General features: G+C 37.6%; 16 protein-coding genes. 3 read left to right on the top strand and 13 right to left on the bottom strand.

All coding sequences use genetic code 11. The features are described from left to right. Window positions 1–49: 49 nt before the first annotated feature. The gene (gene cysK / locus ACI6MV_RS08590) at window positions 50–970 is read right to left on the bottom strand and encodes a cysteine synthase A (protein ID WP_407269871.1); all 921 of its coding nucleotides are present in this window, start codon (window positions 968–970) and stop codon (window positions 50–52) included. Between the two features lie 49 nt (window positions 971–1,019). Further along, window positions 1,020–1,316, bottom strand: a complete 297-nt coding sequence (locus ACI6MV_RS08585; RefSeq protein ID WP_407269870.1) for a rhodanese-like domain-containing protein — start codon at window positions 1,314–1,316, stop codon at window positions 1,020–1,022. A 799-nt stretch (window positions 1,317–2,115) separates the two neighbouring features. Between ACI6MV_RS08585 and ACI6MV_RS08580 the strand changes: the two genes are divergently transcribed. Beyond that, window positions 2,116–3,060 (top strand): AEC family transporter, encoded by a 945-nt coding sequence (locus tag ACI6MV_RS08580; RefSeq protein ID WP_407269869.1) that lies wholly within the window; start codon window positions 2,116–2,118, stop codon window positions 3,058–3,060. A gap of 270 nt (window positions 3,061–3,330) precedes the next feature. Here ACI6MV_RS08580 and ilvA read toward each other — a convergent pair whose 3' ends face one another. From ilvA to ACI6MV_RS08525, 10 genes are all read right to left on the bottom strand, one after another. Then, window positions 3,331–4,590 carry a threonine ammonia-lyase IlvA gene (gene ilvA, locus ACI6MV_RS08575; protein WP_407269868.1) on the bottom strand — a complete coding sequence of 420 codons (1,260 nt, stop codon included), beginning with the start codon at window positions 4,588–4,590 and terminating at the stop codon, window positions 3,331–3,333. Between the two features lie 167 nt (window positions 4,591–4,757). After that, window positions 4,758–5,804: an adenosine deaminase gene (gene add / locus ACI6MV_RS08570; RefSeq protein WP_407269867.1), complete on the bottom strand. Its 1,047-nt coding sequence runs from the start codon at window positions 5,802–5,804 to the stop codon at window positions 4,758–4,760. Between the two features lie 822 nt (window positions 5,805–6,626). After that, complete coding sequence (locus tag ACI6MV_RS08565) at window positions 6,627–7,553, bottom strand: manganese-dependent inorganic pyrophosphatase (protein WP_407269866.1); 927 nt, start codon at window positions 7,551–7,553, stop codon at window positions 6,627–6,629. Between the two features lie 13 nt (window positions 7,554–7,566). Further along, a complete protein-coding gene (locus ACI6MV_RS08560; protein WP_407269865.1) occupies window positions 7,567–8,832 on the bottom strand; it encodes a glutamate-5-semialdehyde dehydrogenase in 1,266 nt (421 codons plus the stop codon). Further along, window positions 8,829–9,953, bottom strand: coding sequence for a glutamate 5-kinase (proB, locus tag ACI6MV_RS08555; protein WP_407269864.1), 1,125 nt, complete (start codon window positions 9,951–9,953; stop codon window positions 8,829–8,831). The genes ACI6MV_RS08560 and proB overlap by 4 nt, the downstream gene beginning before the upstream one ends. Before the next feature lie 281 nt (window positions 9,954–10,234). Further along, window positions 10,235–10,681, bottom strand: coding sequence for a gamma-glutamylcyclotransferase family protein (locus ACI6MV_RS24935; RefSeq protein ID WP_483880216.1), 447 nt, complete (start codon window positions 10,679–10,681; stop codon window positions 10,235–10,237). A 487-nt stretch (window positions 10,682–11,168) separates the two neighbouring features. Next, complete coding sequence (locus tag ACI6MV_RS08540; protein WP_407269863.1) at window positions 11,169–11,450, bottom strand: hypothetical protein; 282 nt, start codon at window positions 11,448–11,450, stop codon at window positions 11,169–11,171. A gap of 121 nt (window positions 11,451–11,571) precedes the next feature. Next, window positions 11,572–12,576 (bottom strand): LLM class flavin-dependent oxidoreductase, encoded by a 1,005-nt coding sequence (locus ACI6MV_RS08535; protein WP_407269862.1) that lies wholly within the window; start codon window positions 12,574–12,576, stop codon window positions 11,572–11,574. Between the two features lie 366 nt (window positions 12,577–12,942). Continuing rightward, window positions 12,943–14,016 carry a branched-chain amino acid aminotransferase gene (locus ACI6MV_RS08530; protein ID WP_407269861.1) on the bottom strand — a complete coding sequence of 358 codons (1,074 nt, stop codon included), beginning with the start codon at window positions 14,014–14,016 and terminating at the stop codon, window positions 12,943–12,945. A 158-nt stretch (window positions 14,017–14,174) separates the two neighbouring features. After that, window positions 14,175–15,407 carry a cysteine desulfurase-like protein gene (locus ACI6MV_RS08525; RefSeq protein WP_407269860.1) on the bottom strand — a complete coding sequence of 411 codons (1,233 nt, stop codon included), beginning with the start codon at window positions 15,405–15,407 and terminating at the stop codon, window positions 14,175–14,177. A gap of 163 nt (window positions 15,408–15,570) precedes the next feature. Between ACI6MV_RS08525 and ACI6MV_RS08520 the strand changes: the two genes are divergently transcribed. Together ACI6MV_RS08520 and ACI6MV_RS08515 are read left to right on the top strand one after the other, a co-directional pair. Next, window positions 15,571–16,317 carry a CBS domain-containing protein gene (locus tag ACI6MV_RS08520; protein WP_407269859.1) on the top strand — a complete coding sequence of 249 codons (747 nt, stop codon included), beginning with the start codon at window positions 15,571–15,573 and terminating at the stop codon, window positions 16,315–16,317. A 37-nt stretch (window positions 16,318–16,354) separates the two neighbouring features. Further along, window positions 16,355–16,759: a hypothetical protein gene (locus ACI6MV_RS08515; protein ID WP_407269858.1), complete on the top strand. Its 405-nt coding sequence runs from the start codon at window positions 16,355–16,357 to the stop codon at window positions 16,757–16,759. A 120-nt stretch (window positions 16,760–16,879) separates the two neighbouring features. Here the strand turns inward: ACI6MV_RS08515 and gltD are convergent, their stop codons facing one another. Beyond that, a complete protein-coding gene (gene gltD, locus ACI6MV_RS08510; protein WP_407269857.1) occupies window positions 16,880–18,376 on the bottom strand; it encodes a glutamate synthase small subunit in 1,497 nt (498 codons plus the stop codon). Between the last annotated feature and the right edge of the window lie 11 nt (window positions 18,377–18,387).

Genomic DNA, 18,387 nt, shown 5'->3' with positions numbered 1-18,387 from the left:
TGTTTTATGGGAATTTTAATCTGTACTACTAGCAAATCATCCTATAAACTTACTCATCAAACAAGTTCATACTCAAGTACCGTTCTCCTGAATCTGGCGCGATACAGACAACTTTCTTTCCTTTTCCTAATCGTTTGGAAATTTCGATAGCCGCATAAACGGCAGCACCACCAGATAATCCTAGAAAAATGCCTTCTTTACTGGCAAGCTCTTTGAACATGTTGACAGCTTCATCATCTGCAATTTGAATAATTTCATCATAAACGCTTGTATTTAAGATCGCTGGGATAAATCCAGGACTTGTACCAACTAATTTATGCTTTCCTGGTTTTCCTCCAGAGAGAACAGGTGAGCCTTTAGGTTCCACAACTGCGACATATAAGTTAGGAATTTTCTCCTTTAGTGTTTCCCCGGTTCCAGTCACCGTTCCACCTGTACCAGCAGTTGCTATAAAGGCATCCAAGTCCCCATCCATTTGCTCATAAATTTCTAAAGCTGTTGTTTTGCGATGAATATCTGGGTTGGCCCTATTTTCAAATTGCTGTGGGATAAAGCTATTAGGAATTTCTGCTTGTAATTGTTTAGCTTTTTCAATCGCTCCAGGCATTTTTTGAGCACTTGGTGTTAAGACAACTTTTGCTCCATAAGCTTGCAATATATTAATCCGCTCTTTTGTCATGTTATCAGGCATCACTAAAATAGCTTGATACCCTTTGGCAGCAGCCGTCATTGCTAGACCAATACCTGTGTTTCCACTAGTCGGTTCGATAATTGTGTCCCCAGGCTTAATTAAGTCTTGCTCTTCGGCTGCCTTAATCATATTAAAGGCAGCACGGTCCTTGACACTGCCTGATGGGTTAAACATCTCTAATTTAACATAAACGTCTGCTGCGCCTTCTGGTACAATTTTATTTAAACGGACAATTGGAGTGTCTCCAATTAGTTCTGTGATATTATTAACAACTTTCATGTATTAGCATCCTCCTAATAATCCAATCATTAGTCTCACAACTGATCACTTATTTAACAGGTCCATCCCATTCAAGCATGCCACCAGTCATATTGCTCACCTTGAAACCTTGTTCCTCTAAAAATTCACACGCCGCAGCACTTCTACGTCCTGAGCGACAAACAACGATATAATCTTTTGATTGATCTAATTCTTCAAACCTCGTGTCAACAAAACCAAGCGGTATATGAATAGCATCAGGTATAATCCCTTGAGCTACTTCTTCATCTTCTCGTACATCTAAAATCTTTACATCTTTATTATTTTTCAAAAGCTCTTCTACTTCATTTGGGTTTACTTCACGCATGATATTTTCCTCCAATAATTTAATGAACACTTTCGTTTGCTATCTATATAGTAACAACTTGTGATTATGTTAGCCAATAATTTTGTCTGCTTATGTATAACTTCTTTATAGGCTTAAGCCTTTTTCGCAGAGTTTGTTGTTTTTTATATCATGTTTGAAGTTAACTCCGTCGTAGTTTGACAAGTGCTTGACCCGCTACGGAAATGCCCTTCGCTTTCCGCGGGGGGCTAGTGAGCCTCCTCGCGCCTTCGCGCGAGGCCACTGAAAAAGTCCGATAAATTTTGAAAAAAGTGAATACCAAAAAAATCCATCCCCACTTTCCGCCTAAAAATCAGAAGTAAATCGAACTGGTTTCTCCACTTTTCTATAGAAAAGTAGCAAGATTTTGGGATAGTGTTTTTGAAAAAACTTCATTTTTAACAGACAAAGACTTTTTCAGTGGCCTTCCTTCGCGCTGCGGGGTCTCACTTACGCCGCTAGTCCCGCAGGAGTCGAAGGGCATTTCCTCCGCTGTTAGCTGGATTGCTCCTTACGTCGGGTGATTGGAGCTCCAGGCAGTCGACTCCTGCGGGAACAGCACGGGCTGAAGATCCACTCAGAAGCCGTGCCCGCGGAAAGCGACTGCCTGGAGCGGAAATCACGAGCACTACGTTACGACGGAGTTTAGTTATTTTGCGTACTAACATCAAACATTTAGAAAACAGTCTAGACTTATTAGCGTAGTCTTTACGATTAGACAGTTGATTCCTAATTAAGCTAAAATAGGTAATGATTGTTTAAAGAGAAAGGAATTCAATAAATGAGTGTATATGTAGTGGCTTCATCGATTGCTGTCATGGCAATTATCATTGGCCTAGGGTCCTTTATGGCATTACGATTGCCGGTTACTAAAGAATTAAAAACAGCGCTTATGTTTATTATTATAAATTTTGCCGTACCTGCAATCATTTTAAATGGTGTGTTTAATACGAAAGTAACCGACAGTCTCTTGCATAAAGTATTGATTATTTTTATCGTATCAATTGTATATCATATTATTGCACTGGTAGTGACGGTAGTAGCTGCAAAATTGTTTGGTTTTTCTGGTATCCATGCAAATAAAATGAGCATTCTTGCTAGCTTTGGTAATACCGGATTTATAGGTATTCCGTTATGCGCTACTATTTTCGGGCCTGTCGGGGGCTTATTAGCTGCCATTTTTGATGCGGCTTTAGATCTGGTCATTTTTACAGTTGCAATTCACATGCTGAAGCAAGAAGGGAAATTCCATATCCGACAATTAAAATCAGTCATTAATCCTCCACTAATCGCGATATGTTTCGGTTTAGTCGCTTTTGCGGCAGGATTTGAAGCGCCTCAATCTGTTAAACTATTAACAGACATGCTTTCTGGAATAGCTGGACCATTAGCAATGCTATATATTGGTATGTTAATTCCGCCGTTAGTGAAAGCAAAAAAACTTACTGCAGTTCCTGGTATGTGGTTTCCGCTTAGTTTTCGCTTACTAATTATTCCCGTGTTAACGATGATTGTATTATCAGTCTCGTTCTTTGATCTCGAGATTAAACAAATTGTTATTATTCAAGCAGCTATGCCTACTTTCATGTTAGCAACTGTGTTATTTGCAAAGTATGCAAATGACGAAGAGACAGCGGTAATTACAACGATTTATTCCACATTACTCTCACTAATTACAATACCTATTATATCCTTATTCGTTGTATGGCTTACAGATTTTGGTTGACAAAAATCTAGCTTTTACATATCAAAAAAAGGGAGCTTGTTTGGCTCCCTTTTTTTGATATAAGACAATTTCAGACTTACCTTATACAGCTAACTGCATCATATATAGTTCACAGTAAAGTTTAATACTTCTATATACGGATACGGATAACTAAAAAAATCAGTATCATGAAATTGACTAATATATGAAATTATAAATTGAAAAAGCTAAATTTAAAACAAGATTGGCCATGGCCGATTTTATTACCTTACACTTTGTTGAATTTTTCTACTAGATTAATAAGTTAAACAGTTGCTGATCTTTGTTAATTTCGATATAAGTGAAACCATTCTCAATCATTCGAGTGACTAAAGGCTGATAGTCTTCTTTGTGTTTTAGCTCAATACCAACGAGGACAGGTCCCTTATCACGATTGTTTTTCTTTGTATATTCAAATCGTGTAATGTCATCTGTTTTGCCTAGACATTCTCCAATGAATTCACGAAGCGCACCCGCGCGTTGCGGAAAGTTAACAATGAAATAGTGTTTATATCCTTCGTAAATTAATGATCTTTCTTTGATATCTTGCATTCTATCAATATCATTGTTTCCGCCACTTATGATACACACAATGTTCTTCCCCTTAATTTCATCTTTGTACTGGTCAAGCGCAGCAACTGGTAATGCGCCAGCAGGTTCAGCAACAATTGCATTCTCATTATATAAATCCAGCAACGTTGTACATACTTTACCTTCAGGGACAACAACAATATCATCAATCACTTCTTTACCTATTTCAAAAGTGATATTACCTACTTTTTTTACACTTGCACCGTCTACAAATTTATCAATTTTATCAAGGTTAACGACACGGTCTTGGTCAAGTGCCGTTTTCATCGAAGGTGCGCCCATTGGTTCAACTCCGATCATTTTAGTGCTTGGACTAATACTTTTAATATACGAACCTACCCCTGATATTAATCCACCACCGCCAACAGACATGAACATATGAGATATAGGTTCTTCAATTTCATCCAATACTTCTAAACCAATTGTTCCTTGTCCTGCAATTGTGCGATGGTCATCGAATGGGTGAATAAATGCCATCTGATGATTGTTGCAATATTCCATGGCTGTTTCAAATGAGTCATCAAATGTATCTCCGGTTAAGACTACTTCAACAAAGTCCCCACCAAAGAATGAAACGCGTGATACTTTTTGCCTTGGAGTTGTACTAGGCATGAATATCACACCTTTTACTTGAAGTGCTTTACAAGAGTATGCAACTCCTTGTGCATGGTTTCCTGCACTAGCACAGACAACACCAGAATTAAGCTCTTCAGGAGAAAGACCTTGCATCAGGTTATAAGCCCCTCTAATTTTAAATGAACGAACAACTTGCTGATCCTCTCTTTTTAAATAGACGTTACACTCGTAACGTTCAGATAAAATGGTATCCTTTTGCAAAGGGGTTCGAACAACAATATCTTTTAATACTTGATTAGCAATAATAATGTCCTTTATTGGAACGGATTTTGTTTTTGTACTCATACGATAGATCCTTCCTACAGTGAAATGGTTATGAATCATACTAACACAATCAAGAGGATTAGAAAACATATGAACAACACTTTTTTCAGAAAATAAACACTCTTTCCATAATTTGATCACAAAAAGAAACCAACTCGTGTATTTACATGAGTTGGTTAGCTTCTTTATTAGATTGCATTCTGCACGTCTAGATGATTTTTATTAGACGCAAATGTGGTGCTCAAAGCCGCTTTTTCGTCTTTGGATAGAAATGAGGCTTGAATACTATTCAAACTTAATTGATGTAGTTCTTCAACCGTAAACTTATATTTCTCCGCTAAAACAATCCATTCTTTAGTTAGCGTTGTATTGGATACTGTTAGATTATCTGTATTTACTGTAACCAACAATCCGCGATCAAAATAGTCACGGATGGGATAATCATTCCAACCATTACATGTTTTTGTTTGTATATTACTGATTGGACACATTTCTAATGGGATTTGTTTTAAATGTATGGAGTCTAATAGATCAAGATTATCTCTTAAACGAACACCATGACCGATTCTATTAGCTCCCAACTGATTGACAGCTACATCAATATTTTCTGGACCAGCTGCCTCTCCTGCATGTATGGTGATTGGTAAATCTTTCTTGTTTGCTAATTCGAACACTTGATGAAATAATTGTGCGGGATAAGTCGCTTCATCCCCCGCTAGATCAACTGCAACTAATCCAGCATCGACAAATCCAGTTGCTGCTTCAATAACCTCTTTGTTTTCTTCAATAGAATGATGACGTAAGCAACAAGCAATCGCATTTGCTTTTACACCATACATACGTTCACCTTTCTTTAATCCGTTAATGACCGCTTCGATTACTTGTTCCAAGGATAACCCTTTTTTTCGATGTAATTGTGGTCCAAAGCGCACCTCGATATATTTGCAATTTTGTTTAAATGCTTGCTCAACTGTTTCCATTGCAACTTGTTCTAATCCATATCTGCTATGCAATACACGTGAGACTAATTCAAACTTACTTAAGTAAGTAGTTAAGCTATCGCAATTATCATCTATTTGCATTAAACCCCTCAGTTGACGTTCATCATAAACGGGTAACTTAATCTTCTCTCTTTTTGCTAAAGATAAAACCGTTTTCGGCTTTACACTGCCATCTAAATGCAAATGAAGATCAATTTTCGGCATTTCCGTAATCCGGGCGTATAAATCATTCAAAATATCAATCTCCTTTTCGATTTAAATAATTTTAGAATATTTTAACTATTCTAACGCATTATTTCTTCACTTACTATTAACTTGTGAAGTTTCATGACAAGGAAATTTATAATAAAGTTAAAAAATATTCGCGGCTCTATAAGTGAGTTATATCAGAAGTGAAGTAAAATGCGACGTAGTGCTAGATGCAAAGTGGCGAAAAGATTGAGAGACCAGTTCGGTGGTTCTTTGCGACCACCAGCGTCCTTATTTAACTAAAAGGTACATGAATCATGTTAATTTTTAGTAAATAAGTGCTTTCATGTCCGCTAAATCGTCAATTCTGTAACTTCAAGCGAAATAGGCGCCCTCGTGTCCGCTTATCCTTGCCGGGGCCACACGACCTTCGTACCACACCGTGAAGGAAAGGGCGTACTTTGAAAGGCACTTTGAGTGAGTAGATGTTATACTTGTGCTTATGAGTGAAAGCGAAGTGCATTTCCGGAACGGGTCAAGCACTCTCTGTAAGGTTACGTCATGAGTTTAGTTCAAATTCGTCCTAATTTATATAAAGGTTCAGGAAAACCTTCTACTTTTTACAAATCAGGTCCTAAATTCATGTCAGTTCTTGCTGTAATTTCATAGAAAATAGCATCATCTGCGGTTGCCCAGGAAATAATTATCTTTAATTTCCTAGATTAACCTGTTTTATTTTCTGAGTTGATTTCTTCTTGGTAAAATTCATATGTCATTTCGTCAGGCATAATCATACTTATTTAAGCCTTATCTTAGTCAAAGAAAAAACAGCGTTCCAATTGAATCGCTGTTTTTCCATTGTCCCATTTATGATAGAGCTTTTGTTAATTGTGGTACGATTTGTTTTTTTCTAGATACGACTCCTTTGAGTGTTGCGATGTCGTTATCTAAGACAACATTAAATGCTGATTCAACTGCCGCTTTCTTATCACCAACAGCTAACACATCAGAATCATTTGTTAATATGTTTGTGACTACAAAAACAAATAAATCTAAGTTACTTGCTTTGATCGAGTTTAAAATTTCTGTTTCTAATTCAGCTTTGTTTTTTAAAATGTCTTCTGTATCAACAGTGTTCACTTGCGCAACTTCAACGAGATGCGCTCCCATGTTAAACTGTTTTGCATCAAGAGATATTAATTCTTTAATAGATGTGTCACTGAAGTCAGTTCCAGCTTTTAGCATTTCTAAACCATATTGTTCAGCATCTACATCAGCAATTGCAGCTAGTTCTTTTGCAGCTTTTACATCTTCGTCTGTGCATGTAGGTGATTTGAATAATAATGTATCAGATATAATCGCAGAAAGCATTAATCCAGCAGTTGACTTGGAAATTTGAACATTATGTTCTTTATACAACTTATTTAATATCGTTGCAGTACAGCCTACTGGCTCTGCTCTATAATATAAAGGATCACTTGTTTCAAAATTAGCAATACGGTGGTGGTCAATTACTTCGATCACTTGAACCTGATCAATGTCTTCTGCACTTTGTTGTTTTTCGTTGTGATCAACAAGAATTACTTGCTCAACTTCATTTGCAACAGCGCTGACGAAGCGAGGTTGATCGATTTTGAAATAGTCTAAAGCAAACTGTGTTTCTCCACTAACTTCACCTAAACGAACTGCTTCAGCCTCGTAACCTAGTCGTTTTTTTAATTCTGCATAAGCGATAGCTGAACTAATTGTATCCGTATCTGGGTTTTTGTGTCCGAAGACAAGTACTTTTTTCATCGAATTCCTCCATTTATGGTTTGATTTGTCCATCTCCACGAATAATATATTTGGTTGATGTTAGTGCTGGTAATCCCATCGGTCCCCTTGCATGCAACTTTTGTGTGCTAATTCCTATTTCTGCACCAAAACCAAATTCAAAACCATCCGTAAAGCGAGTGGATGCATTATGATAAAGTGCTGCTGCATCTACATTCGTAAAAAATTGTAGCACATTTTCTTCCTTTTCGGTAATAATTGCTTCAGAATGTTTCGATCCGTACGTATTTATGTGCATAACTGCTACATCTACATGGTCTACTATTTTTACAGCAAGAATTTTAGCTAAATATTCGGTTTTCCAATCGTCCTCATTAGCATCTGCAATGCTAGCATATTGCTGGGATTGTTTATCCCCTCTAAGCTCAACTCCGTGAGATTCAAGTGTAGCAACAAGTTCAGGTAAATATTGTTTAGCCCATGCTTGATGGATAATCACAGTTTCAATTGCATTGCAGACGGATGGGCGTTGCGTTTTAGCGTTTACCGCAATCTCGATTGCCATTTGTTTATTTGCTGTTTCATCGATAAATAAATGACAGTTTCCTGCTCCAGTTTCCAACACAGGAACAGACGCCTGTTCTACAACCGTTTGAATTAATTTTTGTCCACCACGAGGAATTAACACATCAAGGTATTCGTTCAATTTAAACATCTGTGCAGCTGTCTCTCTACTTATATCCTCGATTAACTGGACGGAATCCTCTGGTAGCTCAGATTTTTCCAAAGCACGGTGAATCACTTTTACTAGCGCCCTATTAGAATGAATGGCTGAAGAGCTGCCTCTAAGTAGCACAGCGTTACCTGTTTTTAAACAAAGACTTGCAGCATCAACGGTCACGTTTGGGCGTGCTTCATAGATCATACCGACAACACCGAGTGGGACGCGAATTTTCTGGATGTTAATGCCGTTTGGTCGTTTCCAGGCTTCCATTGTTTCACCTACTGGATCTGTTAACTCGGTTAATTGCCGCAAAGCTTCTGCCATATCATGAATACGTGCTTCTGTAAGTAAAAGACGGTCTAGTAGTGAATCATGTAATCCGTTTTGTTTCCCTGAAGCAATATCTTTTTGATTTTCTTCTAAAATAAATGCGGTATCCGCAGATAATTGATCAGCAATTAATAAAAGCGCGTCATTTTTTTGCGCAGTAGACTTATTCGCTATACGAAATGCGGCGTCCTTTACTTTTTTTGCTTTTACTAATAAGTCACTTTGATTGGTTATTATATCAGTCATTGTATAACCTCCTTTAATGATAACACGAGACGATCCCGGTGAATTACTTCTGGTCGTGGGCGATTTGTTTGCCGCATCGCTTCACTGCTCAGTTTTCCTTTAATCAAAAGTATATCGTCTGAAGAATAGTTCACTTGTCCTTTAGCTATTGTTTGGCCATCCATGTTAGTTATTTCAACAACGGCACCGGTATCAAAGCTACCTTCTATGTGACTAATTCCTGCTGGTAGCAAGCTTTTCCCCGCATGTGTAATGGCTTGTTCTGCCCCGTGATCGATTATTATCTTGCCAGCAATCGAAGAATGAAAAGCAATCCATTGTTTTTGCTTACGCAAGCTTTGCGTATGATCGTCACCAATATAAGTGCCGTCACCTGTGCCATTAACAATATCGAGTAATTTTTCCTCACCTGACCCTGAGCCGACGAACACATGAACCCCTAGCGATAATGCCGTTTGTGATGCCATTAATTTTGATTTCATACCACCTGTTCCAAACTTTGAATTCGAATCGTTGTTCGTTTGTTGTAATATTGCTTCGGTGATCTCCGGCAATATGTCATAACGTTTTGCCAATGGCATGGTTTTCGGATTTCCGTTATAAAGGCCATTAATATCGGTCAACAATATTAGAAAATCCGCATTAATCAGACCACTAACTAATGCCGAAAGCATGTCATTGTCACCAAAAGTCAGCTCATCAATTGCAACAGAATCATTTTCATTAATTATCGGGATAACCGATCTTTTTAAAAGCTCAGCCAGCGTGTTATAAACATTGCTATATTGCTCTTGATTAATAAATACATCTCTCGTTAAAAGGAGCTGCGAAGTAATTACGTTATATTGTTTAAAAGCCTCTGTGTATGCCTGGACGAGTAATCCTTGACCAACTGCAGCTGCCGCTTGTTTACCTGCGACTGTTACCGGACGCGCTGGATAACCTAAATATCCAAATCCGGCTGCAACAGCACCAGAAGAAATTAAAATTACTTCATAGCCTTGTTCACGAAGTTTTGCAATAGCTGCGACGTGTTCTGTTAATTTTCGCGTACTTAGTCCACCTTTTGTATTTGTTAATGAACTACTTCCTATTTTGACGACAATTCTTTTTCTTCCCATTGAACCACGCTTCTTTCTCCAAACTAAAAACCCTTTTCATCCAAACAATGTCATGTAAGGACGAAAAGGGTTTATTCCGCGGTACCACCTTAGTTGATATCTAATAAATAAATAGATATCCTCTTATACCTTTAACGCAGGAAACGGTCGAGTTATTAGCTCAACAGCTCAAAGGATAGGTTCAATCAATCGGTAACGTTGGAATCTTTCAGCCGGTGAATTCCATTCTCTTTCGTGCCGAGTATAATCTATTGGTCCTTATCATATGCCGAATGCTATTGTTAGCAATTATTATGCTTTACAAATGTATGATTGTCAATAATTTTTACAAAATTTAAACTATTTGTATTGCCATTGAATCCAATCGCCGCTATCAATTTCCTGTAAACCATCTGTACGGTCTTTCGAATAAACATATACAAGCGCTTTGTAACTTTGGTCACTTGCATATACAGTTTGAATAATTCTTTCATATTCATTATTCTCATGTTATCACCAAAAAAAGTCTCTAGACGATCCAACTTCTCTAACAACTGCTCAGTTACATTATATATTTCTCCAATCACCCGGTCATAACCACCTGTTACTAGAGCAGGATAGCCTTTTTCTGTGTCATATAACGTACCATACAAATATGCTTCTGATGTAACTAGATGTGCATGCTCCATAAACGAATGATTGCTAGCCCCTTGTCTTAATGTTCCATATACAAAAACATAATTCCCCATTTTGTTCCCCTTTTACAGCTATTTTTAAACAGATTAAGTTTTATTCGTCAATGAAATTGAGTAAACATACTTTACATATGAGAAAGAACTAAAAACAGTACAAGCATGAATTTTGTGGACAACTTTTAAAAAGCAAAAACATTACATATAAATTTAGGGAGTCTAGTGAAAGGTTGGAACTCACGACTTGCGCAAAGATGAAGGTAGCTACATTTCTCCTCATTTTAGTTTTATGTACGCTAATGTTGTTTACTATTGGAGGTGAAAATAGTAACTGAAGTTTATCTAGTAGAGAGTACTTCTGTGTAGTTGCGTTACTCCCATGAATCGAAAATTTCAGAACATATTTGCTCAGGTGATGAGGTGACACCATAGGCGATTGAACGAAAGTGATCTAATCATCCATAATTTCGAGATTTATCTTTATCAAAAAATAGTATCAATCGGACACTTTATTAAGAAGTGTCCGAAATTTTTGTTGCTTGTATTAACTCTCATTTTCAAGGTCTATTTCGACCTTTTTTCCGCCTACTGTTAGATAAGAATAAACTTCTAGTTCCGGTTTAACTTTAGATAATCCTGCTAAGTATGGTTTTACTAGGTCTTTAAAATCTTCAAAAACCCCTTCTTCTTGCAATTGACCGTAAACATACATTTTTTGTCCTTCAGTTAAGAACGCCATATAACCAACTGCCTTATTCTTATCGTCTACAATATTTAATACTTGCGCATCTTCCTTGAAAAATTCTGGAGAAAAGTATATTTGCATACATTTGTCCTCCTTTGCTTTATACATTAGAATTAGTATATTTATTATCACCTTTACTTACCTAGCATGGTTGAATAAAGCAAAAACATACCTGTATGACAAAGTGAAATTATGGAAGCTATCATGATCGATCTATTATTTCTTCTGCAATCAATTGGTAAGACCTTAGTCGGCTTTTATAATCATAGGTGATCGTAACAATCATGATTTCGTCTACTTGATATTTTTGTTGAATTTCTGTTAATTGTTTTTTTATTTGTTCGGGGTTGCCTACAATTAATTTTTCCTTTCTAGCATCCATCTCTATTTTGTCTTCGTTTGTAAACGAATAATTTAGTAATTCTTTTAATGATGGCAGATGGCTTAATTCGATTCCTTTTGAACTCTGTAACCACCAAAAGTTGGTTAGTTGTGCTATTTCTTCCGCCTCTTCTGTCGTATTTGCACAAATTACCGACAATGTTAGTAACGAATATGGATTTGATAACTGCTTACCTGGTTTAAAATGGCTACGATATGTATTAATAATCTCTTTTCCATCCTGATCACTCATAAATAATCCAAATGCGTATCCGGAACCTTTCATTGCTGCGAGCTTAGCGCTTTTCACACTCGTGCCTAGCATCCAAACCGCTGGAGGTATATTGGGGATTGGTGCTGCTTTTGTTTTTTTATAAAAATGATCATCAGGAAAATCATCGTTTAGAAAATGAAGAAGTTCTTCTATTTTATCAGGCATATTCCGGACGTTTTCTAAAAAGTTACCTGAAAGAGCCATGGAAGCTTCTGCAGATCCTCCTGGAGCCCGACCGACTCCAATATCTATTCGATCAGGAAATAGCGTTGCCAAAAGATTGTAAATTTCTGCTACCTTGTAAGGCTTGTAATGTGGAAGCAAGACTGCTCCAGATCCAATCCGTAATGTAGATGTATGGGCTCCAATATAGCTGAGCATAACTTCTGGTGCTGAACTTGCTAATTGCTTCATTCCATGGTGTTCAGCAATCCAATAACGAGTATAGCCGTAGTGCTCTGCTAATTGCGCCAGCTTCATCGATTCAACTAAGGCGTCTTGTGGTTCTTTTCCAAATGCAATCGGTGATTGGTCCAATATACTTAACTTCATAGGTGATCAACTTCCTTTTCGTAAATGAAATGAATAAAGAGCATTCTATAGCAAGAATGCTCTTTTATCTTGGCGCTTATTCGTAAGGTTTGTTGCATTTTAAAGTTCATAATTGAAGTGAAATGCGTCGTAGTGCATAGGTGCTCACTGATCATACATGTGCACCGCTCCGTCCCTACACTTTGCTTTCCGCGGGGGGCTAGTGAGCCTCGCGCCTTCGCGCTCCGGGGTCTCACTTACGCCGCTAGTCCCGTAGGAGTCAAATTGTAGGGACTACGCTTCATTAAAGGTGTTTAACACTAAGTTACGACGTATACTAGCTGATTTTGCACAATAACAATTTTGAAAACAGCCTGTAGCATAATGTTATTCCACTTCTACAATCCAACCAAATGGATCTGCTTCAGCTCCATATTGAATCCCAGTTAGTGTATCATATAACTTTTTCGCAATTGGGCCAATCTCACCATTGTTTATTTTTAGCTTATCGTCATTCCAAGCTAATTCCCCAACAGGTGAAATAACTGCAGCAGTGCCAGATCCAAATGCTTCTTCCAAGTGTCCATCTTGGTACGCTTGATAAATGTCATCCATTGAAATTTGTTTTTCAATCACAGGGATTTCCCATTTCTTTAAAAGCTCGATCACTGAGTTACGCGTTACACCTTCTAATATACTGCCATTTAACGCTGGTGTAACAATTTCTCCATTTATTTTAAAGAAGATATTCATACTGCCTACTTCTTCAATATAATTTCTTTCAACGCCGTCTAACCATAGTACTTGCGCATAGCCTTGTTCAGCTACAACTTCTTGTGCTTTCAAACTAGCAGCATAGTTTCCAGCCGTTTTTGCTTCTCCTGTTCCACCTGAGACTGCTCGAACAAACTTTGATTCGACTGCAATTTTTATTGGGTTAATGCCTTCTTTATAGTAAGCGCCAACTGGTGATAAGATAATGATGAATTGGTACTTCTTAGATGGAGCAACACCAAGGTATGGCTCAGTTGAAATGATAAATGGACGAACATACAACGATGTTCCAGGTGCCGTTGGAATCCAGTCCTTGTCTATGCTAACTAACTTTTTAATCGCTTCTAAACCAAAATCTTCATCAATTCTTGGAATGCACATGCGGTCGTTAGAGCGATTTAGTCTTTCCATATTTTTTTCAGGACGAAACAATTGCACGTTTCCTTGCTTTGTTACGTAGGCCTTTAAGCCTTCAAAAACAGTTTGACCATAGTGAAAAACAATTGCTGCAGGGTCTAGTACAAGGTTCTGATAGGGCACAATTCGAGGACTATGCCACCCTGTACTAGCTTCATAATCCATAATAAACATATGATCAGAATAAATCCGACCAAATTCAAGTTGGTTAGATTGCGGTATTTCCTTTTTATTTTCGGTTAATGTAACTGTGATAGAATTTTGATCCATAGTTGAAACTCCTTATCGAAAGTGATGAAATAGTAAATATTGTCTGTATCACTATTTTATTACTAAACTACTGTATAAAACAACAAATTAAGATTATATAGAGAATAATTTTAAAAACAAGCAACCCCACACTCTCTAATTAGTATGGGGACTCATTTCTATAATTGTTGAAGTGCATAAATAAAGCGATCCACCTCTCCATCAGAATTGTAAGGTGCTAAGCCGGCTCGGATCCAGCCGCCATCGGGATTTACTCCGAGTACATCCCCTATAGTAGAAGCATAAAAGTGCCCACATGCAACAAAAATAGCATGCTTTTCTGCTAAATATTCACATACTTGCTGTGGCGTATACCCTTCAACCCGGAAAGCAATCGTCGGTGTTTTTGCTACAGATGGACCAGCGTGAGTTAAGCTGACTTTGTCTATCTTTGCTAATGCTTCCCTGATTTTAGTTGCTAATCTGTTTTCATGTGACTCTATAGCATGATAGCCATTAATAATTTTTTCACGCCGAGTTCTACCTTCACCAAGAGATGCGTAAAATTCAATTGCCGGTTGAATACCTGCAATCCCCTCATGATTTTGTGTACCTGTCTCAAATTTATCCGGTATGTAGTCAGGGGCTGGCACTAGCTTATAAGGTACTAGGCTTTCCAACAACTTTTTTTTAATCGCAGCAATACCGATGTGTGGTCCGAAAAATTTATAGGCGGAGCATAATAAAATGTCTGCTCCTAATTGATCGCGATCGATGGCAATGTGTGGTGCAGCATGTACTGCATCAACAGCAACTAGTGCACTGACTTCTTTCGCACGTTTTGAAACTGTTTCCACGTCAACAATTGTTCCAATTGCGTTTGATGCATAACCGACAGCTACTAAGCGTGTCTTGTCATTAATTATCTTATTTAAATTACTAGTATCGAGTGTTAATGTTTGTTTGTTAATAGGTATCCATCGTACTTTGACACCACGTTCTTCAGCTATTACCAGCCAAGGGTCTACATTTGCACGGTGGTCCATTTCGGTAACGACGATTTCATCACCCGGATTCCACGTTTTAGCGAGTGCTCTTGAGATAGCTAGTGTTAATGTCGTCATATTGGCACCAAAAGCCACTTCTTTCGGATCAACAACCAAGAAATCAGCTACAGCCTTTTTAGCATCAACTATAATAGCTTCGGTTTCCCAACTGGATGGAAATGCACCGTGAAGATTAGCTCCGCCTCGTTCCATATAATTCGATATAGCTTTAATGGAGGAACTAATGACTTGTGATCCACCTGGTCCATCGAAATATGCAACTGGTTGATCATGATACGTTCTAGAAAGAGCGGGAAACTGTGAACGTACGTCATTAATTGGATATACCACTACTTTTTGTGTCATTAGAAATCATCTCCCCTTTGCAAATACTGTACAGCACCTAAAAATAATATTCGACAAAACTGCTATTATTCCCTTTTCAATCATACAAATATTTATCTGTTTTTGCTAATACTACAGAGCAATTATGTTACTATATCACTATATTTAATTAGGAGATGTCGATATGGAATCTATTACACAAGGTGAAAGAGTACATAGGTTTGAAGCAGCATTTAATCGTATCCACAAAAAACTTATAAACCTAAAGGGTCATTCAAAAGCATATGTTTCCTACGGAGAAGCTCTACAGGCGGCAAAAAAACTTCATAACGTTGTACTATATAATTATGACATTCTTAAACAATTTGGCAGGCTGCGTAATGCTCTTGTACATCGAAAAGTACGGGAAGACTTTTATATTGCTGAACCCCATGAAGAAATTGTTATAGAAATTGAAAAAATATGTCATCTATTACACGAACCACCAATCGCTTTAACTGTTGCTTCACAGCCTGTGATAACGTTTCACCCAAAAGATAGCTTACAGAGGATTTTAGAATCAATAAAAGAAAATGGATTTTCACAATTCCCTATTTATGATGAACATGGTTTTTGCGGATTACTGACAGAAGGTGGAATAGCAAAATGGCTAGCCTGTAATATTGAGCATAGTCGGGTATCATTATTGAATATTACTACAGCAGACATTTTACCTTATGAAAAAAAACATAATGTGCGTTTTCTTAGTAGAGAAAGTACGATTTACGATCTCGAAGCTACTTTTGAAGGAAGTTTTGAAAAAAACATGAAACTTGAGGCAATCCTAATAACTGAATCAGGAAAAGAACTTCATAGACCTATTGGTATTGTCTCTTCATGGGACTTAGTAAAAATTGATCACACTACTATTTCAATTGCTAGTCATGTATAAAGAATCGAGAATTATATTTGTAGCGGAGGTTAAATGAATGAGAGAAGTAATTAGTCTTATGGCTGAGATTGTAAATCAAATACACGATGTATTAATTACCATATTCGACGGATTGGGCTTTGGTTTATCTGATAAAGACCTCCATTTTTGGATTATTGGAATAATAGGGATTGTGACATTCTTCCTTGTTTATGCAAGCTTTAAACTAATCGAAAAATGGAAGTGGAGTATTACTGTTATTTCATTTATATACACCTTTACTGTCATGGTGGTATTAGTATTTGCTATCGAAATTCAGCAGGCGATAACTAACAGGGGTAATATGGAGTTTGCCGACGCTGTTATTGGATTGTGGGGATTTGTTGTCTTTTTCGTAGTTTATGCTCTGCTTGCTCTGATCATTTATTTTACTGTCCAATTTATGAAAAATCGAAAAAAGTAATGATAACTAACATATTATCGTTAAAGTGTTCCCAAATCTTCATATATATGGCATGTTTTTTATACAAAAACCCCTAATTTCACCCATAAAGGAATGAAATTAGGGGTTTTATATTTGTAGTTACACAGCTAATACAGTTGGCAGTGTAGATGCACCCATTAGATGCTCATCTACACAGCGAGCAACCTCACGACCTTCGTTAATTGCCCAAACAATTAAGCTTTGGCCTCTACGAGAGTCTCCAGCAGTAAATACGCCATCGACGTTCGTTTTGAACTCGCCGTATACAGCATCTACTTTACGATTTTTAATGTCTACACCGAACTGCTTAAGTACCGGTTGTTCTGGTCCTTCAAAACCAATAGCAATCAACACAAGCTGTGCTGGCCATACTTTTTCAGTGCCAGGAATTTCTTCGTAAACAAACATACCGTTTTCGTCGGTAACTTTTCTCATTTGCATGGTGTGCAACTCTTTTAACTTACCATTTTCATCGGCAACGAATTTCTTCGTTTGGATTGAATATTGACGCGGGTCTTCACCGAAATTCTCTTGTGCTTCTTTATGTGCATACTCCAAACTAAATACGTGTGGATACTCAGGCCACATGTTTGCAGACGTACGCGCTAATGGAAGTTGCGGGTGTTTACCAAACTGTACAACACTATTACATTTGTGACGAACAGCCGTTGCGATACAGTCAGCACCCGTATCTCCACCACCAATTACAATAACATCTTTTCCTTCTGCATTAATATAGTTTCCGTCTTCTAAGTTAGAATCTAGTAAACTTTTTGTTGATGCCTTTAGGAAATCCATCGCGTAATGTACACCTTCACTGTTACGACCTTGTATTTCTAAATTACGTTGTTTTTGTGCACCTGTACAAAGAATAACAGAGTCAAAGTCATTTTTTAGCTGCTCTGCGGTAATGTCTTTACCTACTTCTGTATTGGTTACGAACACAACACCTTCTTGTTCAAGTAAACGAACACGGCGTTCAACAACATCTTTTTCAAGTTTAACGTTAGGAATACCGTAAGTTAACAAGCCACCAATACGATCATCACGTTCATAAACGGTAACAGAATGGCCGGCTTGGTTAAGCTGGTCAGCACTCGCTAATCCAGCTGGTCCAGAGCCAACAATGGCAACTTTTTTCCCTGTACGTTTTGTAGGGATTTTTGGACTAATCCAGCCCATTTCAAACCCCTTATCTATTATCGCGCGTTCAATATTTTTAATTGCTACTGCTGGATCAGAAATTGCTACAGTACAAGACCCCTCACAAGGAGCAGGACATACCCTTCCAGTAAATTCAGGAAAGTTATTAGTTTTCATTAATCGCTCTAATGCTTCTTTCCATTTCCCTTTATATACAAGGTCATTCCATTCTGGAATTAAATTGTAGACTGGACATCCTGATGTTGCTCCGTTAACATCCATCCCAATATGACAGAAAGGTGTACCACAATCCATGCAGCGTGCTCCCTGTCTGCTTAAGACTTCATCAGAGAAAGGAGCAGCATATTCTTTCCAGTCTTTTATACGGGTACGCGGATCTCTTTCTTGTGCTTCTTCACGCTGTATTTCCATAAATCCAGTTGCTTTCCCCATTTTGCTCTCTC

Source organism: Radiobacillus sp. PE A8.2 (assembly GCF_045635475.1).
In the GTDB taxonomy this organism is placed as follows: domain Bacteria; phylum Bacillota; class Bacilli; order Bacillales; family Amphibacillaceae; genus JBJGXI01.
The sequence above is the reverse complement of the archived record's forward strand: the minus strand, read 5'-3'. Positions and strand labels throughout refer to the sequence as shown.